The following is a 26,109-nucleotide window of genomic DNA, read 5'->3' on the forward strand; positions in this document are numbered from 1 at the left end:
CTGATCTGTGAACATCTCCCACCGTACACCGATCAGTGAAGGGGCCCGCAGTGCAGGAAGCGCGGTCTATGACGCCGGCCGGCCGCCGCATCGTGGCGGCCGCAGAGGAGTTGTTCTACAACCGCGGAATCACAGCGGTCGGCGTGGATCTGATTGCTGAGCACTCAGGGGTAACCAAGCGGACCCTGTACAACCAGTTCGGTTCGAAAGACCACCTCGTGGCGACTTATCTCACGGAGCGCGACCAGCGCTGGCGGTCACTCGTCCGTGCCGCCGTCGACGCCAGCGACACTCCCGCCGAGGCCGTCACCGCACCCTTCGAGGCACTGCGGACCTGGAGCGAAACCAACACCCGCGGATGCGCCTTCATCAACGCACTCGCCGAACTCCCGGACTCCTCACATCCCGCGCACCGCATCGCCGCGAACCAGAAGCTCTGGCTGCTGAACCTGTTCAAGGAACTCGCCGTCACAGCGGGCTGCTCACACCCAGCCACCCTCGCTACCCAGCTCCTCGTGCTGCATGAGGGTGCTGTCGCCACGCGGCCCCTCTCGCTCGACAGCCTTCCGGAGAGCACTGACCTGGCACGAGCCCTGGTCCAAACCGGCACATCGCCCCGCCACTAGTAGATTGTCGCGGCTCATTTTTGCTGTGTGGCTGGGTAGAGGTGGCGCAGTTTCACGCGTGCGTCGTCGGTGGTGGAGTGCCAGTCGACTTGGCGCTGGTTACTGTTGGTGCTGCTGCCAGGCGGCGAGTTCGGTGTTGAGCACGGCGAGGTCGTCGATGCGGCGGTCCAGGCACTGGCGGGTGAGGGCGGAGAGCTCGATCTCGGCGGTGTTGAGCCAGGACCCGTGTTTGGGGATGTGGTGGATCTCCAGGCGCTGGGCCAGCGCGAAGGCCTTCCCCGGGTCGAACGCCTCGTAGCGCACCGATGAGTTTCCCGCGCCGCGCTGGTCTATACGCCCGACACCGACGGACGGAAGGCTGAGCCATGCGGAAACTGATCTACGGCATGAACCTGACCGCACGCTCGGCGTCCGGTCGCGGCCTGCGCGATCGGGTCCATATGCCCCCTGCTCCCAGCATGTGGCCGACGAGATGGCCCATGGAGTCCACGACGGAGAGCGACTGCCCGGAGACCGCGGTGGCGGATGCCCCGCGGGCGGCGTCCACCACCGCGGTCTCCGGCGCCACCGCCAGCACCTCGCCCGCCGGGGCCACGACCGCCGCCCAGCCCCCGTACTCCCGCGCCAGCTCCCGCGTGGTGCCCCGCACCGCGCCCAGCTCCAGCGCCGCGGCGGTGAGCCGCGGGTAGAGGTGCAGAGCGCGGTGCAGAGCGGAGCGTTCTTCACTCGCGATCCGGCTGGCCAAGGCCTGGGCGAGCGCCACGAACGGGGTCGTGTACGGCACCACGAGCACCGGCAAACCGGTCTCCTCGCCGACCCGCACGACCTCCGGCGGCACGTCGTCGTAGACGAGGTCGACGGCGATCCCGATGCCCGCCGCCCCCGTCTCGGCGAGTCGGCGGGCCGTCGCGGCCACGGATTCGGGCCCCGGGCGCCCTATGCCGGTGGTGAGCACCAGAGAACCGGCCTCCAGCCACGGCATGGGATCGCACACCTCACTCGCGCGCACCCAACTGATCGGCCGGTCGAGCCCGCTCGCGCCGGCGGCCACGGTCAGCTCGAACTCACGGCGCGCGACGGGTTCCCGGACGGTGAGGGGCATGGGCACGGCTCCTTCCGAGAAGAACAGGCCCCCATTACGCCATGTCCTGCCCGGTCGTCGTACCGCGGCCCCTTCCACGGCGGGGTCTGCCTCGGCGAATACCTCACCGCGCGTCCGACCCAACGAGCCCATGAAGAGCACGGCCTGAACCGCGTAGTTCAGACCGCGCTCGGTGCGTGTTCCTGTAGCTCAGCCCTCGCATATGACCGTGCGCAAGTGGGTGGCGAAGACGTCGGGGATCTCGACGAACCCGGTGTGGCCGCCGGGGAACGTCGTCGGCTCGGTGCCCAGCGACTGAGCGAGCGCGCGGGAGGTTCGGTCGCAGAGCTGTCCGGCGGAGTCGCCGCCGATGCCCACCACGATCCGGGGGGTCGCCGCGCGCAGGACTGCCGCGTCAGGCTGCCAGTAAGTGGAGGCGCGCATCTCGTGCGCGAACCAGCGGCGCTCGTCCGCCACCCGCTGTGGATCGCGCTCCCCGCCGAACATCTGCTCAACCACGGGCTCGGACATCGTGATGCCGGCCTGGGCGGAGAACTTCTTCCAGGCCCCCGTCACGTCGCCCGCGCTCCGGCATCGCCATCCCCGACCGCGACCAGTCCTGGACCGAACGCCTCCGCGCCATCGGGCACCGGATCCACCACGCGCTCAGCACACACCCGATCGTCGTCACCCTCATCACGACCGGCACCACCAGCCCACGCACCACCGAAGCCCTGCGTCCGGTCGAGGAACTGCTCGCCGCACTCCACGACGCCGGATTCGACGACCACGACGCGCTACGCGCCGCCAACCGCCAACACTCCTGAACTCGAACGGCTGGGCCGGGAGTGAACCCGGTCTCCGGGAACCCACACGCCCGGCACGCCGTCTTGGCCGCCGTCACCACAGAGCAACACAGAGGCCAGGTCCGGCAGCCGTCGGTCGCCGCAGGCGACCCGTCCCGGCACAACCTCGGCCGGGTCGAGCATCCATCACCATCTCGTCGCCTCCTGAGACGGAGTGCTCGCGATGAGTTTCCTGCCCGGCGCCGGTCTACAGGTACGGAGGCGAGCGCGGGCTCGGCCCCTCGCGCTTCCGTACGAAGGCGTGCGGGGCCTGGCCTCGTATCGGGAGGTCTGGCCGCCGTTCTTCGCCTGGCAGGCACAGGGCGCCTGCTTCGAGATCGAGGAACTCGAGGTCACGGCGGGCGAGGACGTCGCCTTCGCGCTGCTGCGCTGCGGCACCGAGGAGGAACTTGCCGAGCGGCCCGAGGCCCGGATGCGGCTCACGTTGGGGCTGCGCAAGGAGGAGGGACGCTGGGTCGTGGCGCACGAGCACCACTCCTTCCCCGACCTCCACGGGCCGGACGAACAGGCTCGGGCCGGGCTCGTGTTCCAGAACGCCGGATCCCGCGCCGTCGACGTCGAATCCACGTGCTTGCGTCCCGAGCGGCGACGCTCGGCGCCTGACCGTGCGAAAGGCCTTGCGGGCACGCGATCTCCGCCCCGGGCCGGGCCGTGAGGACGGGTGGACCTCACCGACCGCTCCCCGGTTGACGCCTACCCGAACAGGGCGCTGTAGCCGTTCAGTGCCGGCTGCCCGCCGAGATGGGCGTAGAGCACCTTGGCGTCCCTGGCGATCTCGCCTCGGGTGACGAGGTCGATGAGGCCCGCCATGGACTTGCCCTCGTACACCGGGTCGGTGATCATGCCATCGGTCCGTGCGGCCAGCCGCATCGCGTCCATGGTGGACTGGTCCGGGATGCCGTAGGTGCCCGCGTGGTAGTGCTCGTCGAGCAGGATCTCGTCATGGGCGAGCTCCCGGTCCAGGCCGATGAGCGACGCGGTCCCGCGCGCGATCCTCGCCACCTGGTCCCAGGTCTCCTTCGGCTTGGCCGAGGCGTCGATGCCGAGGATCCGCCGCGGCCGCCCGCCCAGCGCGGCGAATCCGGCGATCATGCCGGCCTGGGTGCTGCCGGTGACCGAGCACACCACGATGGTGTCGAAGAAGACCCCGAGCTGCTGTTCCTGCTCCGCCACCTCGAACGCCCAGTTCGCGAAGCCCAGCCCGCCGAGCCGGTGGTCCGAGGCGCCGGCGGGGATCGCGTAGGGCTTGCCGCCCGCCGCCTCGATCTCCGCGATCGCCTGCTCCCAGCTCTCCTTGAACCCGATGCCGAACCCCGCCTTCACCAACCGCACGTCCGCCCCGGCGAGCCGGGACAGCAGGATGTTGCCGACCTTGTCGTACACCGCGTCCGGCCAGTCGACCCAGCTTTCCTGGATCAGCACGCACTTGAGCCCCACCCGGGCCGCGACCGCAGCGACCTGGCGCGTGTGGTTGGACTGCACGCCGCCGATCGACACGAGCGTGTCGCAGCCCTGCGCCAGGGCATCGGCCACGAGGTACTCCAGCTTGCGGGTCTTGTTGCCGCCGTAGGCGATGCCGGAGTTGCAGTCCTCGCGCTTGGCCCAGATCTCCGCACCGCCCAGGTGCTTGGTCAGGCGTTCCAGACGGTGCACCGGCGACGGGCCGAACAGCAGCGGGTAGCGGTCGAAGTCGTTGAGGGACAAGGGATTTCTCCGATCAGTGAATGCCGAGCCTGCGCCGCGCGAACACCACGCAGCACAGGCTGAGCACGGCCAGGAACATCAGATAGAAGGTCGGCGCGAGCTTGCTGCCGGTCAGGTCGACGAGCCAGACGATCACCAGTGGCGTGGTGCCACCGAACAGCATCACGGCGATGTTGTAGCTCACCGCGAGGCCGGTGGCCCGGTTGGTGACGGGGAACAGCTCCGCCATCATCGCGGGCAGCGGCGCGAAGTAGCCGGCCTTCAACACGCCGATCAGGAACATCACGCCGAGTATCACCGTGAAGCCCGGGGCGGAGACCAGGAACGCGAAGCTCGGGTACACCAGCGCGAGGATCAGCGCGGCGAAGATCAGCATGATCCGGGTGCGGCCGAACCGGTCCGACAGATGACCCACCACAGGAGTCAGGCCGGTCAGCACGATCCCGGTGACCAGAGTGGACGCGAATCCGGTCGACGCCGGCAGGTCCAGTTCCTTCACCGCGAACGTGGGCATGTAGGTGATGAGGTAGCTGATCGCGGTGGACACGGCGAGCGCGCCCATGGCCACGAGCATGCGGTCCTTCTGGGTGCGGAACGTCTCCTTCACCGGCGCGCGCTCTTGGTCCGCGGTCTCGACGAACTCACCTGCCTCGGCGACGTAACGCCGGATGTAGTAGCCGACCGGGCCGATCAGCAGACCGAAGAGGAACGGGATGCGCCAACCCCACGACTCCAGCGCCGCGTCTGACAGCGTGGCCGTGAGCACCGTGCCGAACGCCGACGCGAGTAGCGTCGCGAGCCCCTGGCTCGCGAACTGCCAGCTGGCCATGAAACCGCGCTTCTCGGGCGCGTGCTCGACCAGGAACGCGGTGGCGCTGCCGAACTCCCCGCCCGCGGAGAAGCCCTGGACGAGCCGGGCCAGCAGGATCGCGATCGGCGCGACGAGCCCGATCTTCGCGTACGGCGGCATGATCGCGATGAGCAGCGTCGCGACCATCATGAGCCGGATCGACAGCATGAGCGCACGCTTGCGCCCGGCGCGGTCGGCATACGCGCCGAGCACGAGTGCCCCGAGCGGACGGACCACATAGGCCACCGCGAACGTGCCGAGCGTCAGCACCAGCGACACGGTCTCGTCGGCGGCGGGGAAGAACTGTTTCGAGATCGTCGCGGCGAAGAAGCCGTAGACGAGGATGTCGAACCATTCCAGCGCGTTCCCGATGGACGCGGCCACGATGACGCGGTGCACCTTCACCGGCGCCTCGGGGGAGACCGTCCGTGTGGTCATGGGCGGCTCCTCACGGAAGAGTCCTCGCCGAGGTCCCAGAACAGGCCCGCCATGATGCGCAGGCTCTCCCGCGCCACGGGGGCCAGCAGGTGCTCGTCCGGGGCGTGCTGGGCGCAGGCGGGGTAGGAGTGCGGGATCCAGAGGGTGCACAACCCGAGCTCGCCCGCGAAGGCGGCGTTGGGAATGCTGCCGCCGAGGTTCGGCAGCAGCGCGGGTTCGGTGCCGGTGGTGCGGCTGATCGAGCCGAGCGCCCAGCGCACCCAGGGGTCGTCCGGATCCGTCCGGGTCGGCGGCATGGTCGGGCCGACCTCGACGTCGACCATGGGAAACCCGTGTTCGTCCAGGTGGGTACGGAGGATGACGCCGAGCTTGTCGACTTCGGTGCCGACCACGGACCGGAGCTGGAGTTGCGCGTGTGCGCGGCCGGGAATGGCGTTGACCGGGTTGTCGGGGTTGCCGGCGGCGAGGGAGAGCACCTCGACGCTGTTCCAGCCGACGAGGCGCTCGGCCGGGGTGAGACCGGGTTCGCCCCAGCCGTCGTCGACGGTCGGATCGTCCGGTCCGCCGCCGACCGCGATGTCACGCAGGGCTTCCCGGACGTTCTCGGGGATCTCCCGCGGCCGGAGACCGGGGACGAGGATGCGGCCCCGTGCGTCGACGATGCTGGCGAGCGCGCCCGCCAGCACGGTCGCCGGGTTGCGCAGCAGACCGCCCCAGTTGCCGGAGTGGTAGGAGCCCTCGCGCAGGTCGACCCGCAGGGTGAACGGGGTGGAGCCGCGTGAACCGAGGAACAGCGTCGGCTGTTCCGCGGCCACGCGCGGCCCGTCGGACGCGATCAACACGTCGGCGGCGAGCTCGTCCCGCAACTGGGCGCAGACCGTACGCAGGCCCGGCGAGCCGGACTCCTCCCCGGTCTCGACCAGCACCTTGAGGTTGAAGCCGAGCCGGCCGCGCACGCAGAGCACTTGCTCGAGTGCCGCGAAGTTGATGGTGTGCTGGCCCTTGTTGTCGGCGGTGCCGCGGCCGTACCAGCGGTCGCCCTCGACCACGACCTGCCACGGATCGAGGCCGGTCCGCCACCGCTCCGGCTCGCCGAGGACGACGTCGCCGTGGCCGTAGACCAGCACCGTGGGCATCTCATCGCCCTCGTGCCGGGTCGCCACGAGCAGCGGGTAGTCGCCGGCGGGGTTGTCGAGGACGCGCGCCTCGCAGCCCAGCCGGCCGGTGAGCGCAGGGGCCAGCTCCTCGGTGAGGTAGGAACGCAGCGCCCGTGCCCCGGCCCGGTCCTGGCTTTCGGTCGCGAACGCGACCCGGCGGCCGAGGTCGGCGAGGAATTCCCCGGAATCGTAGTATTCGGTGGCACGATCGATCACGGCAGCACGGGTCATCGTTACCCTTAACATCGGAAACGTGCAATTTACAATGCATCCGGCCGGTGCGCCGAGTTTACGGAGCGGCGATAGGACGGCGATAGAGGGAGCAATTGCACGTTTTCGAAAGGTGTATTGCCCTGGCGGCAACGGCTACGGTCGGTCGCCTCCCCGTCACCGCCCTCGGTGGACGCGCTTCGCGCTGCAGTACATTCTCAGAATGCATCTCCTGCCCACGTCGCTGCGCTACTTCCTCGAGGTCGCGCGCACCGGTTCGATCAGCGAGGCATCGGAGCACCTGCATGTGGCCACGTCGGCGATCAGTCGGCAGATCGCGAAGCTGGAGCAGGACGTCGGGGCGCCGCTGTTCGAGCGCCAGCCGCGGGGGATGGTGCTGTCTGAGGCGGGCGAGATTCTCACCGCCTACGCCCGGCGCAGCGCGCTCGAGGCCGAGCAGGTGCTCGCCGACGTGCACGGCGTCGAGGCCCTGCACCGCAGTACCGTCAAACTCGCGAGCTCCGAGGGGTTCGCGCGCGATTTCCTGCCGGCGGCTATCACCGCATTTCGGGAAAAATATCCGGGGGTGCGGTTCCGACTGAATGTCACCGGCCCGACGGCGGCGACGCGGCAGGTAATAGACGGCACGGTGGACCTGGCCGTCACTTATAGCCTCGGACCGGAATGGGGAATCAAGGTCGAGTATTCGCAGCAGCAGCCGATCTACGCGCTGATGCCCGACGATCATCCGCTGGCGTACCGGGAGTACGTCGAGCTCGCGGACCTGCTGGAGTACCCGCTCGCGCTGATGGACGAGGGAACCACGATCCGGCAACTCTTCGACGTCTGCGTCGCGTTGGAAGGGCTGAGCTTCGAGCCCGCGCTCGTCAGCAACTACTCGGGTGCGCTGCAGAGTTTCGCGCAGCTACGCGGTGGGGTCACCCTGGTCGGTCCGCTGACGGTGCGGCGGCGGCTCGGTGCCGACCGCCTGGCGATCGTTCCCATCCACAACTCGGAACTGAGCCGCCGGAGCATGCAGATCCAATCGATGGCGCGGCGCGCGTTGCCCGCGGCGGTGCGGGCCTTCCTCGCGCACCTGATCGAGCAGATCGGTGATGACATTCTCATGTAGGCAGATCCTCGGCGGCGACCCAGGCCGATTGGCGATACGCGGTCCTGGAGGACGCTGGTCCCGTGTGCCATCACGGGTCTCGTTAAGGTGTTCTCGAGGGGAGGGGCTTGGTGGGTACCGTGGAGATGAGCCGGGCTGAGGCGGTCGCGCTCGTGCGGCGGATCCCACGCAAGCGGGACCAGGGGAGATTCACCGTCGTGCGTCGCGCAGCTTGAGGATGTATGTCGCGGTGAGCGCAACGGCACGGTCTTCGTCATGTGACAGATCCGCGAGGGCACGTGACGTCCGGATCCCCGGGATGTCCGCGAGCGCCTGTGTCAGCCATCGACGTGCAGACGCTCCAAGGGTGCCTCGGGAGAGGCGGTCGAGGAGCCCAGTGGCGATCTGATCCGCCAACTCGGGATCACTCGCCAGGGTGCTCAGTGCATCTGCCGCGTCGGCGTCGTTCCTCTCCTCGACGATCATGTCGAGGAGCGTCGGGACCGCGTCGGCTGCGCCACGTGCCCCGAGTGCCAGAGCCGCGTACCCGCGGACCGCGATGTCGGCGTGTGTGAGGGCGTCCCGCAGCAGTGCGGTCGCCTCACCGTTCGGAATCTCGGCGATGGACTGGACGGCACGTTTCCGCACCTCGGCCGCAGATGAGCCGAGGCCCTCCGCCAACAGTGCCGGCCCGTCCTCGCCCGATTGTGCCAGCGCCCAACGAAGGGCCCCGGCGACGTTCGGGTCCGACTCGTACAGCACGGCCCCGGCCAGTGCTTCCACCGGCACGGGAACCTCCACCGCGGACAGGGCCGCACGCTGCCGCGCCCCCGCGCTCTTCGACCCCAACGCCTGGAGGAGCGCGACGATCTGGAGGACCTCCTCCCAGCCCGCGGGTTGCGCGGCACCGATCCGACGGAGTCGCGTGAACAGCTCCGTCTCCGCCGCGATGCGGTCTCGCGTCTGGCGGATGAGGTCGTCGACGAGCTCCGCGGGCGCAAAGCCGGGGTCATCGAGCGCGCGCCTGACGTCGCGCAGCGACAGCCCCAATGACCGCAGGCTCTCGATGTGGAAGATTCGCCGGATGTCCTCGCCGGAGTATTCCCGATAGCCCGGGTCGGTACGACCCGTCGGCCGCACCAGGCCGAGCGATTCGTAATGTCTGAGCATGCGGGGGCTGACCCCGGACCGTCGCGCGACATCACCGATCAACACTGCCTACCGCCCCTCCTGGCCGCTCCCGCCGAGGGCTACGACGCGCTTCGCCTCCTCGATCGCGAACTCGAATCCGGTATCCGGGTCGCGCCACAGCCGCTCCGTGGCGAGTGCGTGCGCGCACACACGAGGGTCGGGGTCCTTCGTCGCGGCACTCAGTGCCGGCGACATCCCCTCCCCCAGCGCGATCAGCGCCCGGCTGAGGCTCAGCTGCGTCTCGCGTTCGCCGCGCCCGAGCTGTGTCGCCAACGCTACGGCCGACTCGTGCTCCTCGCCTTCGGGCACGAGAACGACCGCTGCCCGCCAGGCGCTCCGGGCCACCTCGTCGTCGGCGTCGGACAGCAGCGCCGGTGTGATCGCCGGCCACGCCCGCCGATCCCCGATCTTGGACAGCGTGTGCAACGCCTGGCTCCGTGCCTGCGCACGCTCCGAGCGGACTTCGTCGAGCAGCACCGGGAGTGTCATCGATGCCGCGTGGCGGGTGAGTGCCCACGTCAGCATGTCGCGCACGTAGAACTCGGGTTCGATCGCGCATCGCTCCATGAGCTTGCCGATGAACCCCGGATCCGGGGTCGTGCCGACCGCCAGCGCTGCCTGCAGCCGGACCGATGAGCTGCCGTTCTCCAGCGCACGGAGAACTCGCATCGTGTTCGTGTCCTCGCTCGGCACGGTCATGGGGACCACCTCCTCGAAGCAGTGAAGACCTTGTCACTGTGTCAAGGTCAAGCGGAGGCGGGCCGAGGGATGGCCGGTCATCCTCGGCCCACCGGTACGCCCCCTTGACTCAACCCTCACTCCTCACTCGGTCGAGAGCAGAGTGGCGGGGACCGCGGCCCGCAGCGCCGCGGCGGTGGCGGCGACGGCCGGGTGCGCGCGGGCTCCGCGTCGGAACGCGACTCTGGTGTGCCGGTGAATCGGCACCCGTGTGAGCCGGACGACGCCGGGTGGGTCGGCTGCGCCGAGCTGCGGCACCAGGGCGACGCCTTGACCGGCCCCCACGAGGGCGAGCACGGTGGCGAAGTCGTCCACCTCGTGGCGTACCCGAGGCGTGAACCCGGCGGCGTGGCAGGCCTGGAGGGTCATCGTGTTGCACAGTGTTCCCGGGGTCGCGGTGATCCAGGCCGCGTCCTTGCAGCCACTGATCGTCGGCCCTTCCGCCCCCTCGGTCCGCGGCGTCGAGGCGGTGGTCGCGAGGTACATAGCCTCCACGCACAGCGGTTCGGTGGCCAGTCCGGGTTCGGCCGGGCAGGGCACGAAGTCGTAGTCGTGGATCAGCGCGACGTCCAGTTCGCCGGCGCGCAGTGCGTCGCCGACGGCCGCCGGGTCGACCTCGCGGACCATGGGCTCCAGACCCGGGTGCCGTCCGACGAGTTCGGTCAGAGCCGCGGGGACGAGGGCGCGGGTGGCGGTGGGAAAGACGCCGATGCGCAGTGGTCCCGCCGGGCCCTGGCGGGCGGCGGCGAGGTCGGCCGCGGCCCGTTCCAGCCGTTCGAGTACCGCTTCGGTGTGGTCCACCAGGTGATGCCCGGCGGGAGTCAGGACCACGCGCCGCCCGGTGCGTTCCAACAGCGGTACGCCCGCCTCGCGTTCCAGGGCGCTCAGCTGCTGGGAGACCGCGGAGGGGGTGAAGGCGAGCGCGTCGGCGACAGCGACGATGGTGCCGCGCAGAGCGAGTTCCCGCAGCAGGCGCAGGCGACGGACATCAAGCATCAGGTGAGCTTACGCTCGCCGTCGGAAATGCGAACTGGACCTGCACGATGGGGTCAGGCCAGTCTCGTCGGCATGATGCCTCACACTCCCCTGGACGGGATCCACGTACCGCTCATCACACCGTTCACCGCCGACGGGCGGATCGCCAAGACTGCCCTGGAACGGCTCGCGCACTCCATGCTCGACGCGGGCTCGGCGGGACTGGTGGCGCTCGGAACGACCGGCGAACCAGCGACCTTGACGCCCCAGGAGAAGACCGCGGTCATCGACGTGTGCGCCCGAGTCTGCCGGGAGCGCCGGGCGGCGCTGACCGTCGGGGCCGGGAGCAACGCCACACTGCACAGCACAACCGCCCTGGCGGAGCTTTCCCGGTGGCCCGAGGTGACCGGCGCGCTGGTACCCGTCCCCTACTTCACCCGGCCGTCGCCGGAGGGTGTCCTGGCACACTTCGCCGAGCTGGCCGCCGGTAGCCCGGTTCCGCTGATCGTCTATCACATCCCGTATCGCACCGGACGGCCCCTCGATGCCCGGGCCCTGCGGGAATTGGGGCGGCTGCCCGGGGTCGCCGGGGTCAAGTACGCAACCGGCGGAATCGACCAGACAGCGGTCCAGCTGCTCGGCGGCCTGCCCGCAGACTTCGCGGTACTGGCGGGGGACGACGTGTTCGTCTCGCCGCTGCTGGCCCTCGGTGCGGCAGGCGGCATCCTGGCGTCGGCGCACCTGGCCCCGGAGCGGTTCGTGGACCTGGCCACCGCCTGGCGCAACGGGGACCTCATGCGGGCCCGGGAGCTGGGGCACGCCCTGGCGGCACTGTCGACGGCCGCGTTCGCCGAACCCAACCCAACAGTGATCAAGGGGGTGTTGCACGCCCAGGGCCGGATCCCCGCACCGGATGTGCGGCTGCCGCTGCTGCCCGCCGAGCCCACCTCTGTGGATGCGGCCCTCAAGTGCCTCGCCGACGTGGGCTGACGGTGTTGCAGCCCCCAGCGCTTGGATCGACCAGGTAGGGTGCGGCCAGCGTCCCAGCGGTCAGTCCGAGAGCGGAGGCCAGGCGGGTCAGCAGTAAGTACCGCGCCAGCAGGGCGGCGGTGACGGTGGCGGTCCGGCGCCCACGGCCTTGAGCAGGGTGTGCGACTGGAACCGACACGCTGTACCGATCGTCATGCAGAGCATGCCTTCTGTTCTCATTCTTGGTTTCGACCCTCACAAGGTGCCCGGTATGGACGGGGACGCTATGCGCGCGGTCCTGGACGAGGAACTGGCCCGCTTTGGCGACCATGCCATCGACGCTTCCATGACGCTGATCGCGCCGGACGAGTCAGCCGAGTCCACGGTGGTCGCGGCGCTTTCCGCACGAGACTGGGACGTCGTCGTCATCGGGGGCGGGATACGCAAGCCCGAACCCCTTGTGACGTTCTTCGAGCAGGTCGTGAACCTGGTCCGGCGGCATGCACCAGGGGCCTCGATCGCGTTCAACACCAGCGGCGGCGACAGCGTCGAGGCGGCCAGACGGTGGCTGTAAAGCCCAGCCCTGGTACTGAACCGCCCTGGGCGCCTCAAGTGACGGACACTTAGGGCTCCTGACAAAAGTGGTGGACTTGACCTGGTCAGAGGTCGGTGTCGCGCACGAGGCCACCGGGTATCGGGACGCAGTCAGCCGCGTAATCGCACGCGAGAAACCCGGCGACGTTGGCGATCATCCCCGGGATACTGATCGCCCATGGATGAGGTCAAAGTCGTTGTCGCCCATTCCGAGCGCGCGACCCTGCGCGTCGGCGACGTGTTCCTGAAGCCGATCAAGCACGCATCGACGTCGAGGTCGAGGCGATGTCCCTCGCGCCGGTCCCGACCCCGGAGGTCCTGTGGCGCAAGCCGCCCGTGCTCGCGATCGCCGCACTCCCGGGGACGACGCTTGGGCGCCTCGGCGGGCCGTCGACCGGGGCGTCGGCGGCGTGGGCCGCGGCGGGCGCCGCCATCCGGAAGCTGCACGCCGCGCCGCTGCCGCCCCGGCCCGGCCGGGCCGGCCGGAGCATTGTCGCGCTGGCGGCGGAACTCGACGAGGAGTGCGAGTTGCTCGTGACGAACGGCCTCCTGCCCGCCGACCTGGTCACCCGCAACCGCCAGGTCGCCGAGGCCGCGCTCCAGCCGTGGACTCCGGCATTCACGCACGGCGACCTGCAGATCGCGCACGTCTTCGTCGACGGCGACGAGGTCACCGGCATCATCGACTGGTCCGAGGCGGGCCAGGGTGATGCCCTGTACGACCTCGCCACCTTCACGCTCGGACACGAGGAGCACCTCGGCGACGTCATCGCCGGCTATGGCACCGACATCGACCTCGACGTGATCCGCGCGTGGTGGTCATTGCGAAGCCTGCTGGGGGTTCGCTGGCTGGTCGAGCATGGCTTTGACCCGTTCGCGCCGGGCTGTGAAGTCGACGTGCTGAGATCCCGGATGTGAGGCTGCGGGCCCGACTGCTACGAATGCGTGTCGACGCATCGACGCGTGGTGGATGTCGTCGCGGATCTCCCAGCGGATACGCAGGCGGCGGAACCAGTGCAGCAGCACGATCGCTCCTTCCACGACCCAGCGGTACACGCCCAGGCCGGAGCCGTGCCCGGTGCCGCGCCGGGCGAGGTGCGGGGTGATCTCGAACCGGCGGACCTTGTCCCGGTAGACCTCGTGGTCATAGCCGCGGTCGGGCTACAGATCCCTGGGGCGGCGCAGTGGCTGGCCGCGCTTGCCGCGGATGTGCGGGACGGCCCGGATCAGCGGGATCAGTTGGGTGACGTCGTTGCGGTTGCCGCCGGTGGTGATTGCCGAGAGCGGGATGCCGTGCGCCTTGACGATCAGGTGGTGCTAGCTGTCGGCCTTGCCCCGGTCCACCGGGGACGGACCGGTGGCCGGCCCGCCCTTCATCGCGCGGATGTGGCTGGAGTCGACCGCTGCACGGGAGAAGTCCAGCAGGTCTGCGGCCCGCAGCTCGGACAGCAGCAGCTCGTGCAGGCGCTGCCAGACCCCGGCCTCGTTCCAGTCCTGCAGCCGTCGCCAACAGGTCATCCCCGAGCCGAAGCCCAGCTCCTGGGGCAGAAACTCCCAGCGGATCCCGGTGTACAGAACGAACAGGATCCCGCACAGCACCCTGCGACTATCCAGACGCTTACGATCTGGACGCCGCGGATTACGCGGGATGACCGGCAGCAGCGACTCGATCCGCGCCCACAACTCGTCATCGATCTCCCACGGTCTGGCAGCGGTCTTCCTCGTCTCGACTGGCTCGCACCCCCTTCGGCCAGCATCAGCCAGAACTGACACACCGTCATTCCCGGAGATCCAGAAACCTCCTTTCGTCAGGAGTCGTTAGGCCGTGTCCTATGTGGTGAGGCGGACGTTGACCCGGTACGGGGCGGGGAACATGGAGCTGGATCGTGCCGGACGGCTTGTGGGAGATCGCCGAGCCGCTGATCCCGGAGCAACGGGTACGGCCGCAGGGCGGCGGAACGGCCAACGCCCCTGATGTGGGGCCGCCTGCACGAAACCGTGCTGCGCCGGCTGGACGACGCCGGCCTGATCGACGTCACCCGCGTCGTCCTCGACACCGCCCGGAAAGGAGCGGTATTCGCCCGTCAGGCGTGATCGTTACGACGGTGTGCTCGCCGGGGAACGATGGCGGTAAAGTCCTCAAAGTCGGCGGCTGGCATCCCAAAGCTGGAAACACATGCGGAATTCCACAGGGCCGCCGCAGGATCCGCAGGTACCGGGGCGGCCCGTCAGCCGGAGCACACCGGCAGGGTGGACATGTGCGGGCGGGACGCAGAAGCCCGCAGGGCCCCGGTGCGCGACGCGCGACCGCCCGACGCCGGGCGACTCGTGCTGATCGGCATGAGCCTCGGCGGCTACCTCGCCCCGAGGGCGGCCGCCTTCGAGCACCGCATCGCCGCGTGCGTGGCGTACGACGGCGTCTACGACTTCCACGCGGTCCTCGCCGCGACCGCCGGCCGTGCCGTGTCGACGCCCGGCGGCATGGAGGCGTTGATGGCGCGGAACACCATGGTGCGATGGGTGGTGCGCAACGGCCGGTGGACCTTCGGTGTGTCCGATGTCGACGTCCTGGTCAGGGCAGCCGAGGCGTACACCATGGCGGGGATCGCCGGCCACATCACCTGCCCGACACTCGTACTCGAAGCCGAGAACGACCAGTTCTTCCAAGGGCAGCCGCAGCGTCTGTTCGACGAGCTGACCTGCCAGAAGGAGCTGATCTCCTTCCGTGAGGACGAAGGCGCGGGCGAGCACTGCCATGAGGGCGCGCTCTCCCTGTTCCACCAGCGCACCTTCGACTGGCTCGACACCCTGCTCGCCGGCTGACCCCCACACCGCGGTGCGGTTCATACACGGCCACGGCGTCCACCGGGTGCGGGGGCGGGGCGAGGACACGCGGCGACTGGTGTCCACCGCGCGGGCGCTGGAGGCGGCGGGCGCGTTCGCCGTGCTGATCGACAGGACGTGGCGGCGGGGCGGTGTGGGCCGGTGGTGCCGCCGTCGACATCCGCGGCACCATCACCCTCACGCGGGCGGCCAGTCGCGCGAGTACGGGACCCGCAGGGCGGCAGCCGGGACGGGGGCCTGGTCGGCCCCGGCGTGAAGGCGGCCGTCGCGCAGGACGACGGCGCCGCTGCCGAGCATGGTGGTGACCAGTTCACCGGCGAGCACCTGCGGGGTCCGGTCCGGGCAGCCATGCACGCACGGGTCGCCACACGGGCCCCGGTGGCGGGCACACAGTGACCGTCACCGCCAAGGATCCCGCCAAAGCCGCGCGACTCGCCGGCGAGCTGGGCGCGCACGCCAGGAACCCGCCCACCAACACCGCCACCGGATACGGCGACGGCATGACCGTGAGTCGTGTCCCGGCCTCGCCCACCTACAGCGCCCTGGTCAACGCGGCCTCCAGCAGCTGCCTGGAGATCTACGGCTGCGGCACGGCCGCGGGCTCGGCCTGGGAGGTCCGGACCTGCGACGGCGCCAACAACCAGCAGTTCGCCCGCGCCTCCAACAGCGAACTCCAGGTCTGCACAGGCTTGCTCACCATGTGCCTCGACTCCAACGGCGCGACGAGTCCGGGCTCCGCTGTGGTGATCGAGAACTGCACCGCCGCATCGGTATCGAGCAGGCGCTGTTCCGTGTGATCGCCTCACTGATGCCTGGGGCCCGCGCGGTACTGCGGCAGACCATCGACCTGGGCGGCACCACGCCGTTCGGAAATCCAGCAGTACTTCGCCACCCCATCCGACCACCCCGATCGCTGCGGCCAAGATGGGCGGAACCCTGGTCAGCGTCCGGGCGGTACAGCGCCGCGTCGCCCTGGCCGGCGCGTCCCGGCTGCTCCAGCGGGACGAGCGGACACGGCTCTACCACATCGACCGGCGGCAGTACTCATCCGGATGGCTGACAGTAGTGTGCGTGGCGCGGTACTTCCCGGGAGGCATACCAACCGCCTTGCGGAAGAGGCGGCTGAAGTCGTCGGGACGGGGAAACCCCCACCGGGCGCCTATGGCGTGAACGGGCACATCCTGCTTGGCCGGATCGGCCAGGTCCTTGCAGCAGTGGCTGATACGTCGGCGCCGGATGAAGTCGGTCACGGTAGTTCCCTGTTCCTGGAAGATACGTTGCAGGTACCGCAGGGAGATCTGGTGCGCGGAGGCGATCGTGGCCGGTGACAGGGGATAGCCGAGGTGCTTCTCGATGAAGGCGCTGATCCGTAGGAAGAGCAGGCTCGGTCGGGTGGCAGACGCTGCCGCCGGTGCGCCGTCGAGGTGCTGAGACAGTACGGCGGTGACCAGATCGATGCCGATACCTCCCAGCTGGACTAGACCGAACGGCGCGTAGGTGGCGTGTGCCTCGGCAGCACCAGTCAAGAACTGGGCGAGCAACCGGCTCATACCGTTGTCGGCAGGAAGCGGCACCGCGAGGAGACGGCCTACGCGGTGGGCCGGTAACGGCAACAGTCTTTGGGGGAACTGGAATGCCAGGCTGTCGGCCCTGCGCACAGCCGTAGGCCGCACGAACCAGGAGATCGGCAATGAGTTGTTCCTGTCGCTGTCGACGGTGAAGACGTACCTGGCACGCATCCAGGCCAAGCTCAACGCCCGCAACCGGGTCGAGATAGCGGCCTGGGCCTGGGAACACGGAGCAGTCCGCGGGAGCCGATGAGACAGCCAGCGGCCAGGGCACGGTGGGCTTGAGGGGCAAGGGCCCGCTCCAGTACTCCGGTTGCAGTTTGAAATTTTCGCTGGTCGGGTGCCTGTTTCTGAGTGTAGCGAGCTGATGCGTCATCATGTGGGCCGAAGTTCGTGACCGGCGGTGTGTCGCTTGGCAAGGTGCCATGAGTCTTCGGATTTCAGCCACAGCACGGGGCGCGAGGGCTGATCCGGTTCTGCGGCCCCCCTTTCCGTTCCAGCCATGCCAGGCGTCACCGAGGGCAAGTACGCCTGTACGGCACGTCGGGCAGGTAGGTTTTCCAGTCCCTTGCGGACAGTCCGGACCCCGCACGCTGACACACTTGCTGAGCAAGGCGGTCGGGGTTGAGGAAGTAGGTCTGAACGGACACGTTGGCGCCGGCGGCGTAGAGGGTGGTGTCGTCGGTGCTGAAGGCGAGGCTGCCCACGAGGTCTCCGGGGGTGGGTAGAGCGGACCCGAGCAGTCGACGGGACGCCACGTCCCACAACTGCACAGTGCCCCCTCACCGCCGACGGCAAGCGTGCTGCCGTCGTGGGAGAAGGCGAGGGCCGTCACCTCTCCGCTCTCGGCCGCCTCACTGTCGACGGTGGTGCCGGTCAGCACGCCGAGGCGGTTACGGGCTGCACTGTCCCAGAGGGTGACGCGCCCCAGGTCGTCGCCCACTGCCAGGTAGGTGCGGTGCGGTCCGAATGCCGCGGCGCTGATCATTCCCTCACCGAGCTCACGGGGTTCCATCCTTCGTGAGGCAACGTCCACGACCAGGCCGGGCTGGGCCACCAGCATGCGGCCGTCAGGGCGCAGGGCCATGTCCATACCGCCCTCGGTGGTGGGGCCTGTGAGCGTGTGCTGATCGGTGCGGACCGAGGTGATGAGCTTTTTCCGGTGCAGGTCCCACACCTCCACGGACGGTGGTGTGGTGTCCCGGTAGGCCAGCAGGGTGCGGGCATGGGCGTCCAAGGCCAACGTGGTGAGCCCGAAGATGTCCGCAGGCTTGGGCCGGAGCGTGATGGTCGCGTATGGGCGACGGGTGGCGATGTCCCACACGGTCAGGTGTGGTCGACTCGGTGTTCCCGACTGATCTGCTTCCCGGACGACACCGCTGGCGACGTACCGGCCGTCGGGGCTGAGTGCCATGAGGTCGGCGCATTCGGATGTGTCCTGCCGGCCCCCCACGGGGCAGTGCTCTGTGGTCGGTTCGAAGACGACCCGGCCGGTGCGGGTGTCGAGTATCTGGAGCCTCTCCGTGCCGTCGGCAGGACGCAGGCGGGCGAGGGTCCGGCCGTCTTGGGACAGCGTGGCTTTGTCGGACTGCTTGGTGTCCCACTGGCTGGTCGTGGCGCGCCCCAGGCTCAGTGTCCGGACGATCATGCCGCCCTGGTTGAGGTAGCGCACGGCTCCCGCCGCACTGTCAAAGGCAAGGCCGACCTGGGCGTCGGTGGTCAGTTTTTGGCTCAGCACGGGAGCATCCGGGTATGCCATACGCCAGACGAGAAGTTGGCGGGCGCCCACGGCGACGAGGAAGGAGCCGTGCGCGTCGAACTGCATCTTGGTCATCCCGTCGGCTTCCAGGTAGGGCAGGCTGTGTCCGGTGGAGAGATCCCACCGACGGATCTTGTTCTGAGCCAGGACCGTGAGGGTCGTGTCGTCCGGAGCGATGGTGAGTGCAGTCGCGGAGCAGGCGTGACGGGCGTTCGACGCCCATGGTGCGTGCATCGCCTTCCGGCCGGTCGAGATGTCCCAGACCTGCAGGGGGCGGGCGTCCGTGCACAGGGCGAGCCACTTGTTGTCACCGCTGATGGACGCCAACCGCAGGGATTCGCCGTCCTGTTCGGGTGTGCGCAACTGAACCCGGTGGTGGCGCAGGTCCCACACCTGGAGGGAGGGGTCTGATCCGTCCGGGCCGTCGTCTTCCACGACGAGCATCTCACCGTCGGGGCTGAAGGACACCGTGTGGGGTGTGTCCAGGTCGAGTGTCGCCGTCACATGTGCAGTGCGCACGTCCCACAGCTTGATTCTGCCCTCGAGCGTCACCAGGGCGAGTGTGAGACCGTTCGGGGCGATGACGACCGAGGTGTCGCCGTCCAGCAGCTTGCCGAGCCCCGGAGAGGAGCCCGAGAGGCGATGGGTGCGCAGGTCCCAGGTGTTGACCCGGTCCGCTGTAACGGATACGAGTGACTTTCCGTCCGCGGTCATGGCGCGTAATACGGTCGGAACGCCGCCGTTGTAGTCGAACTTCGTGCCCGGCACGGAGAAGACGTCCTCCTCGCGCTGTGTCACGGCCCCGAGAAGGGCAGACCGGGTCTCGGTCGAATCATTCAGACGCCAAGCGGCCAGGCTGAGCTGCATCGCTGTGACCGGATCGGAGAAGCGCATGCTCGTGGCGACCGCGGCAAGGCGGCGGGACTCGGCCTCCAGGTGGCGGCGGCCGCTGGTGCGAGTTTGCTGCCAGGCGACGATTCCCGCGATGAGGGCGCACGTGACCAGTACGGCCAGGCCAGTGACGTAGCCACGTCGCCGACGGTGTTCTCCAGTGCGAGCGGCGCGGCCGGCAGTCAGGAACGCCTGTTCCAGCCCGGTGAGCGTGGCGAATGGTTCAGGCGCGGCGAAGTGCTCTTCGGCGACGGCCAGGCGGGTACCCCGGTAAAGGGCTCCTGGGTCACGCTTGAGATCGTCCCAGGTGCGTGCGGCCTCTGTCAGGCTGCGGTGGATGCGTAGGCGTTCCCGGCCGGTGTCGATCCAGGCGCGCAGGCGGGGCCAAGCGGTGATCAACGCTTCGTGGGCCAGGTCGACGGCGTCGTGCTCCAGGGTGAGCAGGCGGGCGCGGGCGAGGTGTTCGAGGACCGTGACCGTGTCGGCAGGTTCGCTGAAGTCGAATTCCGTGCGTGGAGCGGGCCTTCTGGTGTCCGGGGTTCCCTCACCCGGGGTGATGAGGCGCAGCAGAATACGGCGGGCGAGGTCAGCCTGCGACGGGGTCAGATGAGCGTGAACGTCTTCGGCGGTGCGGGCGATGGCGCCGTGGAGACCGCCACTCGCCTCGTATGCCCGGGTGGTCAGCGCGCGGCCTTTGCGGCGGCGCCAGGTCTCGAGCAGGGCGTGGGACATCAGCGGCAGGGCGCCAGGTTCGCCCTCCACCTCGTCGAGGATGCGCGCGGTCAGTCCGCGTTCCACGATCACCCCTGCTGCCTGGGCGGGCTTGGTGATGGCCTCGCGCAACTCGTCACGGCTCATCGGGCCGACCAGCACGGTCGCGTCCTGTAACGCTGCGGTCAGGGCGGGGTGTTCGGCGCAGCGGCCGAGGAAATCGGCCCGCACGGCGATGACGACGCGCAGACTACTCGCGGCATCGGTCGCGGCCAGGAGTCGGTCGATGAACTGATTGCGTTCGGCGGGGTTGGTGCAGAGGGTGTAGAGCTCTTCGAACTGGTCGACGATCAGCCACGTGTCACCGTCGGCGTCCTTGGGTATCAGCCGTTGCCCGTGGATGCGCGGGGGGTGCTCGCCGGGGGTGAGGATGCGTACGGCGGCCGGCTGCGGACCGGTCACCTCCGGGCTGCGCAGGCGCGGGATGAGGCCGGCGCGCAGCAGAGAGGACTTGCCACTGCCCGACGGACCGAACACAGCAGTGAACCGGCGGGAGCGCGTCAGCTCGAGCAGGTGGTTGGTGAGCTGGCCGCGGCCGAAGAACAAGTCGGCGTCGCCGGGCTCGAATCGGACGAGCCCCCGGTACGGGGGCTCGTCGTCCTCGTTCTGGGGGTGAGGCTCGGCCGCTAACTCCGCGGCCGCCTCACGCCACCGCTCCTCCCACTCCGTCTCATCGCCACCACAGGCACGCGCATAGGCGAGCGCGACCGGCAACGTCGACAGCCGCTCACCCCCGGCGGCCTGCGACAGGGTGCTCGCCCCCTGACCCGAGCGCTGCGCCATCACTCGGTAGGTCGGACTCCCCGCCTCCGCACGGAGTTTGCGCAACTCGGCGGCAAACCGCGCAACCGGCCCCGCGCCCGGGTCCAGTGGGCTTTCCGGACGCCCCGCCATCGACAGCACCCCCAACTGCCCGCCCGTCCCCCGTGGACGCGGCGCCGATCGCCCGCACGCTACGACGCCTGTGACAGGAGGGCAAACCACAGGCGCCTTCTTTGGCCACCGTCGCAGAGCCGGAAGCGTGACCTGCAATGGCGCCATTGATCAGGGCGGCAGAGGTGGCTGCCCATTTCATTCCCGGCCCGCTGAACTCGATGACGTAAAGCCTCGCAGCGAGCAGCGCGGCGACCGCCGGGCCGGTTCGACGCCGAGTCGACCGGCCCGGCACCGCGCACGCTCGGGGCAATCGGAACCACGGCAAAGGAACAGCACTGTGACTTCACGTGCGACGCGGGCCAGGTTGATCGGATGCTCGATCGGCGCGTTGACCGCCGCAACCTTGGCGCTGAGCGCCTCCCCGGCCTCCGCAAGCGGTACCTACAGCGGTCGAGCCTACGTCCACGGTGCCGGTGCCTTCTCGAACGACTGGGACGACGAAGGCATCCTGTCGACGGGCACCAACACGGCCTCCAACGCCACCTGCCTGTGGCAGAAGATCCTGTGGGCGAACGGCAACCTCACCTCCGCCTCGAACATCGACGGCGTCTTGGTGGGACCCGGCGGACCAGGCCATTGCCGCACAGCCGGCCGCTGGCCAGTCCACGCCCGGCCAGGATCGCCTCAGCAGTGTGGGAAGGCGCCGGGGTGGGAGGCCGGCGTGCGGCTTACGCCCTGGCCCGGCCGCGGTTCTGGAGCGGCCATCGCGGCCCCGCTGCCGGGTCCCGGCACCATACGTACTGCCGCTCGGGTTCCACGGTCCTGCCGGAGTCGTACAGGGTCGGCTGCCCCTCGGTCAGCCACCAGTCCCAGACGGGCTCCAGTTCGTCGGCCAGGCGCTGCGGCCCGCTCTGGAACGCGACGGCCTGCCCGTCGGGGAGTGTGGTGAGCGTGGCCCAGGAGGCGACGCCGTCGTGGATTCACACGTTCACCCCGTCGTCGTCCACGCCCGTGCTGATCTGCACGTCGGGGAGGTGGATGCGCAGGGCGAACAGCAAGTGCGCATTGTCCCTCAGCGGGCGCAGATCCCGTGCGAAGGGGCGTTCGTCGTCGGCGGGGCCGGTACCGCGCACGTGCAGCCAGCCGCTCGCGGGCGGTGCGCCGCGGGCGGGCATGAATGTGGCCAGCCCCCGCATCCACCCCACAGCCGAGCGGTGGTCCTCGGTGACGGTCAGCGCGACGTGCCCCAGCCGCCCCCACGGGGTGACGATCCTCCCGCCCGGCCGCGTCTGCTCCAGCCACGCCCAGGGGACCTGATCGACGGCATAGACGGAGATCGCCCGGTCGTACGGCGCGTCGGGCGGCCAGCCGTCGGCGCCGTCGGCGGCCACGACCGCCGTGTCGGTGTCGGCCGCGTCGAGGTGTTCCTTGGCCTGCCGACCCAGTTCGTCCGTCCACCTCGACGCTGACCACGCATCCAGGGCCCGGGCGCCAGCCCCACAGGATCGGCTGTCCGCTATGATCAAGCCATGTGCTGCTGTGCTCCCATGACTACAACCGCCGCTTAGCGGCGGTACCGCGGTTGCTGTAACCGCGGCCATTGCCTGCCCCCCGCGGGGCAGTGCCAGGACGTACCGCCGGATCAGTGTCCTGCCGGCAGTCACTCGTATTCCTGTGATGCCGGGTCGTCCTGCCTGATCAGGGAAGTCATGTCTCAGTCGCAGCGTTTCGATTCACAGCACCCGCATGCAGCCGGACCCAGCTCTACGCAGCACCCGCGTGCCGCCACCCTGCTCCTGATGGTCGGGCTCCCCGGGGCTGGGAAAACCACCCGTGCCAAAGAGCTCGCCGCAACCCACCGGGCGCTGCGGCTGACCCCAGATCACTGGATGATCCCGCTGTTCGGCGATTCGATGGCCGACGGCAAGCGCTGGGTGCTCGAAGGGCGGCTCATCTCGGTCGCCCTACAGGCGCTGCGGCTGGGGACCAGCGTCGTACTCGACTACGGGCTCTGGAGCCGCGATGAACGGTCGGCACTGCGCTGGCTTGCCCGGTCGGTCGGGGCATCATGCCAGGTGGTCTACCTGCCCGTGGACAAGGACGTCCAGCTCGCCCGCATCGCGCACCGCCAGGAAACAACACCGCATCAGACGTTCCCGATGAGCGAGGCCGACCTGGATACCTGGCGGGAGCAGTTCCAGGTGCCTGACGCCGCCGAACTCGACGGCGGCGAGATTCCCACCCCACCGGCGGGCTGGCCGAGCTGGCCGGAGTGGGCGGTAGACAAATGGCCCTCGTGCACCGACATCTGACGCGGACGGCCCGCCAATCGGTCACCAACCTTCGGTGATAACGCTCAACCTTCGCTGCGGGAGGCCAGTTCTCCGCGAGGACCGCCCGGCCGGCGCCTCCGCGCTGAGGTGGTCGACCGAAGCGATGGCCGGGACCTGCCGGTCCTCGATGGTGGAGGTGATCCGCTCGATCCGGCGGGCCAGTTCGGCGACGACGCTGGGAGCCACTCGACCAGCGGCCTCCCGTCCCGCCACGAGGACCGGGGCGCCCGGCCGATGCCGGTGCTGCAGACCTTCGTGCCCAGGAAAACCGCGTGGCTGTACTGGAGAGCCGGGTTCTGGGTCAGCAGCAGGTACGGGTGTGAACCAGATACGCGTCAAAGGGGCAATGAGTTGATCTTGAAGCCCTGAAGGGCATCCGCTCACTCGGTGCTGTCGGTGTCCTCGGTGAGGATGCGGTAGACAGCGACGAATTTTCTTGTCTTGACAGATTTTACTTTCGGTTGGAGGCTGGAGTGGTCCTTAACGCCGCAGCGGCCGAAGAACCCGCGGCGGCCGATGCAAGCGCCCGCCCCTCGGCAAGGAGACTGATGTGTCCGGACTTACCTCGATCGCGCCTGACGCCGGGCCGGTTACGACCGGCCATCACGCGCTGTGGTTGCCAAGGACTCGTATTGGCCGCAGGAGGCGCGGTCGCCGCGACAGTGGTTGCCGCTGCGGCAGACGCCGCCGGTGTGTCGCTTGAGATCGCCGGCGAGCGAATTCCGCTGCTGGGCTTCACGCAGCTCGCGTTCGTGTTCTCGGTCGTGGGCGTCGCGCTGGCAGCCGCCTTCCGGCGGTGGTCGGGGCGGCCGGCCCGGGTGTTCGTCCGAACGGCCGTCGCACTGGTGGCGGTGTCATTTCTGCCTGGCCTCCTGACTCCCGATGCCGGCGCCGCCACACGGGTGACGCTGATCGCCACCCACATCGCAGTCGCTGCCATCCTCATTCCTGGGGCTCCGCTCCCGCCTGCGATAGCTGCCGCGCACATCTCGGATGGTGCCGCCGCAGTCGCCTCGACCGGGGCCGCAGCCCGGTGCACTGTGCCGGCGAGACAATTTTTTCTTTTCGACTGGATGGTGGAGTAGTGCTGGACGTTGCTGTGATCGACGAACCCGCCGCGGCCGAGGCGTCCCTGGACCCGATACGGTCCCGCATCCTCGCGGCCCTGGCCGAGCCCGGCTCAGCCGCCATGCTGGCCGTCCGCCTGGGGCTGCCTCGGCAGAAGGTCAACTACCACCTGAAGGAGCTGGAGCGGCACGCTCTGGTCGAGCTGGCCGAGGAGCGGCGCAAGGGCAATGTCACCGAACGTGTGTACCGCGCGACTGCTGCCTCCTACGTGATCTCCCCCAGCGCCCTGGCCGCCGTCAGCCCGGACCCGTCCCGGTCCCCGGACCAGCTCTCGGCCCGCTGGCTGCTGGCGCTGGGGGCCCGGCTGGTGCAGGAGGTCGGTGCTCTGCTGAGCGGAGCCGCCCGGGCCCGCAAGCGGGTCGCCTCCTTCGGCATCGAAGCGCAGGTGCGTTTCGCCTCCGCGGCCGACCGGACCGCCTTCGCCGACGAACTGGCCCAGGCCGTGGCGGCCCTGGTCAGCCGCTACCACGACGAGTCCGCCCCCGAGGGCCGCACCCACCGGGTCATCGTCGGACTCCACCAGATCCCCGGTGCGCAGCCCGGCACCCCGGACAGCCAGGACGACCCGCAGCAGCAAACGGGGGGAACGCCCGGACACGAACCCGAAGCACGACAGGAGAACGCCCGATGACGCACCACTTCAAGATCGAGCAGGAGGCGACCCTGCCGGCGAGCCCGGAGCAGGTCTGGGACGCGATCGCCACCGGGCCCGGGATCGATTCGTGGTTCATGGGCCGCAGCGAGGTCGAGCCGCGTGAGGGCGGCACCGCCGCCATGGACATCGGCGGCAACCGGGAGGAGGCGGTGGTCACCGCCTTCGAGCCCGGCAAGCACTTCGCCACCCGCACGGCCACCGCCGAGGACGGCCGCTTCATGGCCTTCGAGTATCTCATCGAGGGGCGCGCCGGCGGCAGCACCGTCCTGCGCATCGTCCACAGCGGCCTGCTCGGCGACGACTGGCAGGACGAGTACGACGCACTGCGCCGCGGCTGGCCCTTCCACCTCCACACACTGCGCGAATACCTGGCGCACTTCCCGGGACGCGCCGGCGTCCCCGTCTTCGCCATGGCACCCACGGGCGAGCAGCCCGCGCAGGGGGTACGGGCGGCCCTCACCCGCGCTCTGTCGCTGCCGACCACGGTCGCCGTCGCCGCGCGGGCGCACGCCGAGCCGGCCGGCCTGCCGCCGCTGGGCGGTGAAGTGACCTGGTCGGACGACGAGCGCATCAAGGTCCGCACCGACGACGGGCTTTACACCTTCCACCACCTCCCCGGTGCGGTGCTGATGTTCCACCACCTCTTCGGCCCGGACACCAACGGCGCGGAGGCCGCATGGCAGCAGTGGCTGACCGGTCTCCTCGCCGGACACCCCTGACGCGCATCCCTGACGCGCATCCCGGCGCGCGGCAACGCAGGGCGGGCATCGGCGT

The 26,109-nt window shown here is 69.5% G+C and carries 25 protein-coding genes and 6 pseudogenes; 16 read left to right on the forward strand and 15 right to left on the reverse strand.

The window, feature by feature from the left end:
• The first annotated feature begins 68 nt into the window (after nt 1-68).
• Nucleotides 69-626 carry a TetR/AcrR family transcriptional regulator gene (locus JK364_RS45950; protein ID WP_201857397.1) on the forward strand — a complete coding sequence of 186 codons (558 nt, stop codon included), beginning with the start codon at nt 69-71 and terminating at the stop codon, nt 624-626.
• Nucleotides 627-725: 99 nt separating this feature from the next.
• On the opposite strand, the gene JK364_RS45955 is transcribed toward JK364_RS45950, so the two are convergent.
• From JK364_RS45955 to JK364_RS45965, 3 genes are all read right to left on the reverse strand, one after another.
• The gene (locus tag JK364_RS45955) at nt 726-929 is read right to left on the reverse strand and encodes a transposase (RefSeq protein WP_201857398.1); all 204 of its coding nucleotides are present in this window, start codon (nt 927-929) and stop codon (nt 726-728) included.
• Nucleotides 930-1,005: 76 nt separating this feature from the next.
• A complete protein-coding gene (locus tag JK364_RS57300; RefSeq protein WP_201857399.1) occupies nt 1,006-1,728 on the reverse strand; it encodes a PucR family transcriptional regulator ligand-binding domain-containing protein in 723 nt (240 codons plus the stop codon).
• Nucleotides 1,729-1,917: 189 nt separating this feature from the next.
• Nucleotides 1,918-2,283: a hypothetical protein gene (locus tag JK364_RS45965; protein ID WP_201857400.1), complete on the reverse strand. Its 366-nt coding sequence runs from the start codon at nt 2,281-2,283 to the stop codon at nt 1,918-1,920.
• Nucleotides 2,284-2,360: 77 nt separating this feature from the next.
• On the opposite strand from JK364_RS45965, the gene JK364_RS58255 reads away from it, so the two are divergent.
• Together JK364_RS58255 and JK364_RS56205 are read left to right on the forward strand one after the other, a co-directional pair.
• Nucleotides 2,361-2,534, forward strand: coding sequence for a hypothetical protein (locus JK364_RS58255; protein ID WP_372462077.1), 174 nt, complete (start codon nt 2,361-2,363; stop codon nt 2,532-2,534).
• Between the two features lie 268 nt (nt 2,535-2,802).
• Nucleotides 2,803-3,063, forward strand: a pseudogene (locus JK364_RS56205) (nuclear transport factor 2 family protein); the annotation flags it as partial.
• Between the two features lie 203 nt (nt 3,064-3,266).
• On the opposite strand, the gene JK364_RS45980 reads toward JK364_RS56205, so the two are convergent.
• The 3 genes from JK364_RS45980 to JK364_RS45990 are packed head-to-tail and all read right to left on the reverse strand — an operon-like array spanning nt 3,267 to nt 6,968.
• Nucleotides 3,267-4,277: a 1-aminocyclopropane-1-carboxylate deaminase gene (locus JK364_RS45980; RefSeq protein ID WP_201857402.1), complete on the reverse strand. Its 1,011-nt coding sequence runs from the start codon at nt 4,275-4,277 to the stop codon at nt 3,267-3,269.
• Between the two features lie 13 nt (nt 4,278-4,290).
• Nucleotides 4,291-5,565, reverse strand: coding sequence for an MFS transporter (locus JK364_RS45985; protein ID WP_201857403.1), 1,275 nt, complete (start codon nt 5,563-5,565; stop codon nt 4,291-4,293).
• On the reverse strand, nt 5,562-6,968 hold the full coding sequence (locus JK364_RS45990; RefSeq protein WP_307841605.1) for a M20 family metallopeptidase: 1,407 nt from the start codon (nt 6,966-6,968) through the stop codon (nt 5,562-5,564). The genes JK364_RS45985 and JK364_RS45990 overlap by 4 nt, the downstream gene beginning before the upstream one ends.
• Nucleotides 6,969-7,155: 187 nt before the next feature.
• On the opposite strand from JK364_RS45990, the gene JK364_RS45995 reads away from it, so the two are divergent.
• On the forward strand, nt 7,156-8,064 hold the full coding sequence (locus tag JK364_RS45995) for a LysR family transcriptional regulator (RefSeq protein ID WP_201857405.1): 909 nt from the start codon (nt 7,156-7,158) through the stop codon (nt 8,062-8,064).
• A gap of 189 nt (nt 8,065-8,253) precedes the next feature.
• Here JK364_RS45995 and JK364_RS46000 read toward each other — a convergent pair whose 3' ends face one another.
• The 3 genes from JK364_RS46000 to JK364_RS46010 form a co-directional block, all read right to left on the reverse strand.
• Nucleotides 8,254-9,258 carry a MerR family transcriptional regulator gene (locus JK364_RS46000; protein ID WP_201857406.1) on the reverse strand — a complete coding sequence of 335 codons (1,005 nt, stop codon included), beginning with the start codon at nt 9,256-9,258 and terminating at the stop codon, nt 8,254-8,256.
• Between the two features lie 3 nt (nt 9,259-9,261).
• Nucleotides 9,262-9,933, reverse strand: a complete 672-nt coding sequence (locus JK364_RS46005) for a HEAT repeat domain-containing protein (protein WP_201857407.1) — start codon at nt 9,931-9,933, stop codon at nt 9,262-9,264.
• Between the two features lie 123 nt (nt 9,934-10,056).
• Nucleotides 10,057-10,968 (reverse strand): LysR family transcriptional regulator, encoded by a 912-nt coding sequence (locus JK364_RS46010; protein WP_201857408.1) that lies wholly within the window; start codon nt 10,966-10,968, stop codon nt 10,057-10,059.
• A 72-nt stretch (nt 10,969-11,040) separates the two neighbouring features.
• On the opposite strand from JK364_RS46010, the gene dapA reads away from it, so the two are divergent.
• From dapA to JK364_RS46025, 3 genes and pseudogenes are all read left to right on the forward strand, one after another.
• Nucleotides 11,041-11,937 carry a 4-hydroxy-tetrahydrodipicolinate synthase gene (gene dapA, locus JK364_RS46015; RefSeq protein WP_201857409.1) on the forward strand — a complete coding sequence of 299 codons (897 nt, stop codon included), beginning with the start codon at nt 11,041-11,043 and terminating at the stop codon, nt 11,935-11,937.
• A 202-nt stretch (nt 11,938-12,139) separates the two neighbouring features.
• On the forward strand, nt 12,140-12,490 hold the full coding sequence (locus JK364_RS46020; RefSeq protein ID WP_201857410.1) for a hypothetical protein: 351 nt from the start codon (nt 12,140-12,142) through the stop codon (nt 12,488-12,490).
• Nucleotides 12,491-12,688: 198 nt separating this feature from the next.
• Nucleotides 12,689-13,428, forward strand: a pseudogene (locus JK364_RS46025) (phosphotransferase family protein).
• Nucleotides 13,429-13,461: 33 nt separating this feature from the next.
• Here JK364_RS46025 and JK364_RS46030 read toward each other — a convergent pair.
• A pseudogene (locus tag JK364_RS46030) lies at nt 13,462-14,205 on the reverse strand (IS5 family transposase); the annotation flags it as partial.
• Between the two features lie 188 nt (nt 14,206-14,393).
• On the opposite strand from JK364_RS46030, the pseudogene JK364_RS46035 reads away from it, so the two are divergent.
• Together JK364_RS46035 and JK364_RS46040 are read left to right on the forward strand one after the other, a co-directional pair.
• A pseudogene (locus JK364_RS46035) lies at nt 14,394-14,571 on the forward strand (IS5/IS1182 family transposase); the annotation flags it as partial.
• Nucleotides 14,572-14,802: 231 nt separating this feature from the next.
• Nucleotides 14,803-15,333: an alpha/beta hydrolase family protein gene (locus tag JK364_RS46040; RefSeq protein ID WP_201857411.1), complete on the forward strand. Its 531-nt coding sequence runs from the start codon at nt 14,803-14,805 to the stop codon at nt 15,331-15,333.
• A gap of 198 nt (nt 15,334-15,531) precedes the next feature.
• On the opposite strand, the gene JK364_RS46045 is transcribed toward JK364_RS46040, so the two are convergent.
• Nucleotides 15,532-15,708, reverse strand: coding sequence for a hypothetical protein (locus JK364_RS46045; protein ID WP_201857412.1), 177 nt, complete (start codon nt 15,706-15,708; stop codon nt 15,532-15,534).
• A 38-nt stretch (nt 15,709-15,746) separates the two neighbouring features.
• Between JK364_RS46045 and JK364_RS46050 the strand changes: the two genes are divergently transcribed.
• Nucleotides 15,747-16,151, forward strand: a complete 405-nt coding sequence (locus JK364_RS46050) for a ricin-type beta-trefoil lectin domain protein (RefSeq protein ID WP_201857413.1) — start codon at nt 15,747-15,749, stop codon at nt 16,149-16,151.
• Nucleotides 16,152-16,373: 222 nt separating this feature from the next.
• Here the strand turns inward: JK364_RS46050 and JK364_RS46055 are convergent, their stop codons facing one another.
• Nucleotides 16,374-16,904 carry a helix-turn-helix domain-containing protein gene (locus JK364_RS46055; protein WP_201857414.1) on the reverse strand — a complete coding sequence of 177 codons (531 nt, stop codon included), beginning with the start codon at nt 16,902-16,904 and terminating at the stop codon, nt 16,374-16,376.
• A gap of 109 nt (nt 16,905-17,013) precedes the next feature.
• On the opposite strand from JK364_RS46055, the pseudogene JK364_RS46060 reads away from it, so the two are divergent.
• Together JK364_RS46060 and JK364_RS56210 are read left to right on the forward strand one after the other, a co-directional pair.
• Nucleotides 17,014-17,175: pseudogene (locus tag JK364_RS46060) on the forward strand (response regulator transcription factor); the annotation flags it as partial.
• A gap of 2,466 nt (nt 17,176-19,641) precedes the next feature.
• The gene (locus tag JK364_RS56210) at nt 19,642-19,917 is read left to right on the forward strand and encodes a hypothetical protein (protein WP_230993547.1); all 276 of its coding nucleotides are present in this window, start codon (nt 19,642-19,644) and stop codon (nt 19,915-19,917) included.
• Here the strand turns inward: JK364_RS56210 and JK364_RS58260 are convergent.
• Nucleotides 19,915-21,384 (reverse strand): annotated as a pseudogene (locus JK364_RS58260) (nSTAND1 domain-containing NTPase); the annotation flags it as partial. The gene JK364_RS56210 and the pseudogene JK364_RS58260 sit on opposite strands and share 3 nt — an antisense overlap.
• Before the next feature lie 815 nt (nt 21,385-22,199).
• On the reverse strand, nt 22,200-22,745 hold the full coding sequence (locus tag JK364_RS56225) for a methyltransferase domain-containing protein (RefSeq protein WP_230993550.1): 546 nt from the start codon (nt 22,743-22,745) through the stop codon (nt 22,200-22,202).
• Nucleotides 22,746-23,018: 273 nt separating this feature from the next.
• Here JK364_RS56225 and JK364_RS46080 point away from each other — a divergent pair, with 273 nt between their 5' ends.
• On the forward strand, nt 23,019-23,531 hold the full coding sequence (locus JK364_RS46080) for a P-loop nucleotide/nucleoside kinase family protein (protein ID WP_230993551.1): 513 nt from the start codon (nt 23,019-23,021) through the stop codon (nt 23,529-23,531).
• 21 nt (nt 23,532-23,552) lie between these two features.
• Here JK364_RS46080 and JK364_RS46085 read toward each other — a convergent pair whose 3' ends face one another.
• A complete protein-coding gene (locus JK364_RS46085; RefSeq protein WP_201857416.1) occupies nt 23,553-23,738 on the reverse strand; it encodes a hypothetical protein in 186 nt (61 codons plus the stop codon).
• A gap of 362 nt (nt 23,739-24,100) precedes the next feature.
• Between JK364_RS46085 and JK364_RS46090 the strand changes: the two genes are divergently transcribed.
• Genes JK364_RS46090 through JK364_RS46100 form a run of 3 tightly spaced genes read left to right on the forward strand, consistent with a single transcriptional unit; the run spans nt 24,101 to nt 26,054 of the window.
• Nucleotides 24,101-24,637: a DUF6069 family protein gene (locus JK364_RS46090; protein WP_230993563.1), complete on the forward strand. Its 537-nt coding sequence runs from the start codon at nt 24,101-24,103 to the stop codon at nt 24,635-24,637.
• Nucleotides 24,637-25,311 (forward strand): ArsR/SmtB family transcription factor, encoded by a 675-nt coding sequence (locus tag JK364_RS46095; RefSeq protein ID WP_201857418.1) that lies wholly within the window; start codon nt 24,637-24,639, stop codon nt 25,309-25,311. The genes JK364_RS46090 and JK364_RS46095 overlap by 1 nt, the downstream gene beginning before the upstream one ends.
• Nucleotides 25,308-26,054, forward strand: coding sequence for an SRPBCC family protein (locus tag JK364_RS46100; protein WP_201857419.1), 747 nt, complete (start codon nt 25,308-25,310; stop codon nt 26,052-26,054). The genes JK364_RS46095 and JK364_RS46100 overlap by 4 nt, the downstream gene beginning before the upstream one ends.
• The last annotated feature ends 55 nt before the right edge of the window (nt 26,055-26,109 follow it).

Source organism: Streptomyces endocoffeicus (genome assembly GCF_016741935.1).
GTDB lineage: Bacteria > Actinomycetota > Actinomycetes > Streptomycetales > Streptomycetaceae > Streptomyces > Streptomyces endocoffeicus.

What these genes read in the sequence shown, in the direction of transcription:
- JK364_RS45950 (WP_201857397.1), top strand. Translation starts at nt 69, where the DNA reads ATGACGCCGGCCGGCCGCCGCATCGTGGCGGCCGCAGAGGAGTTGTTC.
- JK364_RS57300 (WP_201857399.1), bottom strand. Translation starts at nt 1,728, where the DNA reads ATGCCCCTCACCGTCCGGGAACCCGTCGCGCGCCGTGAGTTCGAGCTG.
- JK364_RS45985 (WP_201857403.1), bottom strand. Translation starts at nt 5,565, where the DNA reads ATGACCACACGGACGGTCTCCCCCGAGGCGCCGGTGAAGGTGCACCGC.
- JK364_RS45990 (WP_307841605.1), bottom strand. Translation starts at nt 6,968, where the DNA reads ATGTTAAGGGTAACGATGACCCGTGCTGCCGTGATCGATCGTGCCACC.
- JK364_RS45995 (WP_201857405.1), top strand. Translation starts at nt 7,156, where the DNA reads ATGCATCTCCTGCCCACGTCGCTGCGCTACTTCCTCGAGGTCGCGCGC.
- JK364_RS46005 (WP_201857407.1), bottom strand. Translation starts at nt 9,933, where the DNA reads ATGACCGTGCCGAGCGAGGACACGAACACGATGCGAGTTCTCCGTGCG.
- JK364_RS46010 (WP_201857408.1), bottom strand. Translation starts at nt 10,968, where the DNA reads ATGCTTGATGTCCGTCGCCTGCGCCTGCTGCGGGAACTCGCTCTGCGC.
- dapA (WP_201857409.1), top strand. Translation starts at nt 11,041, where the DNA reads ATGATGCCTCACACTCCCCTGGACGGGATCCACGTACCGCTCATCACA.
- JK364_RS46020 (WP_201857410.1), top strand. Translation starts at nt 12,140, where the DNA reads ATGCCTTCTGTTCTCATTCTTGGTTTCGACCCTCACAAGGTGCCCGGT.
- JK364_RS46055 (WP_201857414.1), bottom strand. Translation starts at nt 16,904, where the DNA reads ATGAGCCGGTTGCTCGCCCAGTTCTTGACTGGTGCTGCCGAGGCACAC.
- JK364_RS46080 (WP_230993551.1), top strand. Translation starts at nt 23,019, where the DNA reads ATGGTCGGGCTCCCCGGGGCTGGGAAAACCACCCGTGCCAAAGAGCTC.
- JK364_RS46090 (WP_230993563.1), top strand. Translation starts at nt 24,101, where the DNA reads ATGTGTCCGGACTTACCTCGATCGCGCCTGACGCCGGGCCGGTTACGA.
- JK364_RS46100 (WP_201857419.1), top strand. Translation starts at nt 25,308, where the DNA reads ATGACGCACCACTTCAAGATCGAGCAGGAGGCGACCCTGCCGGCGAGC.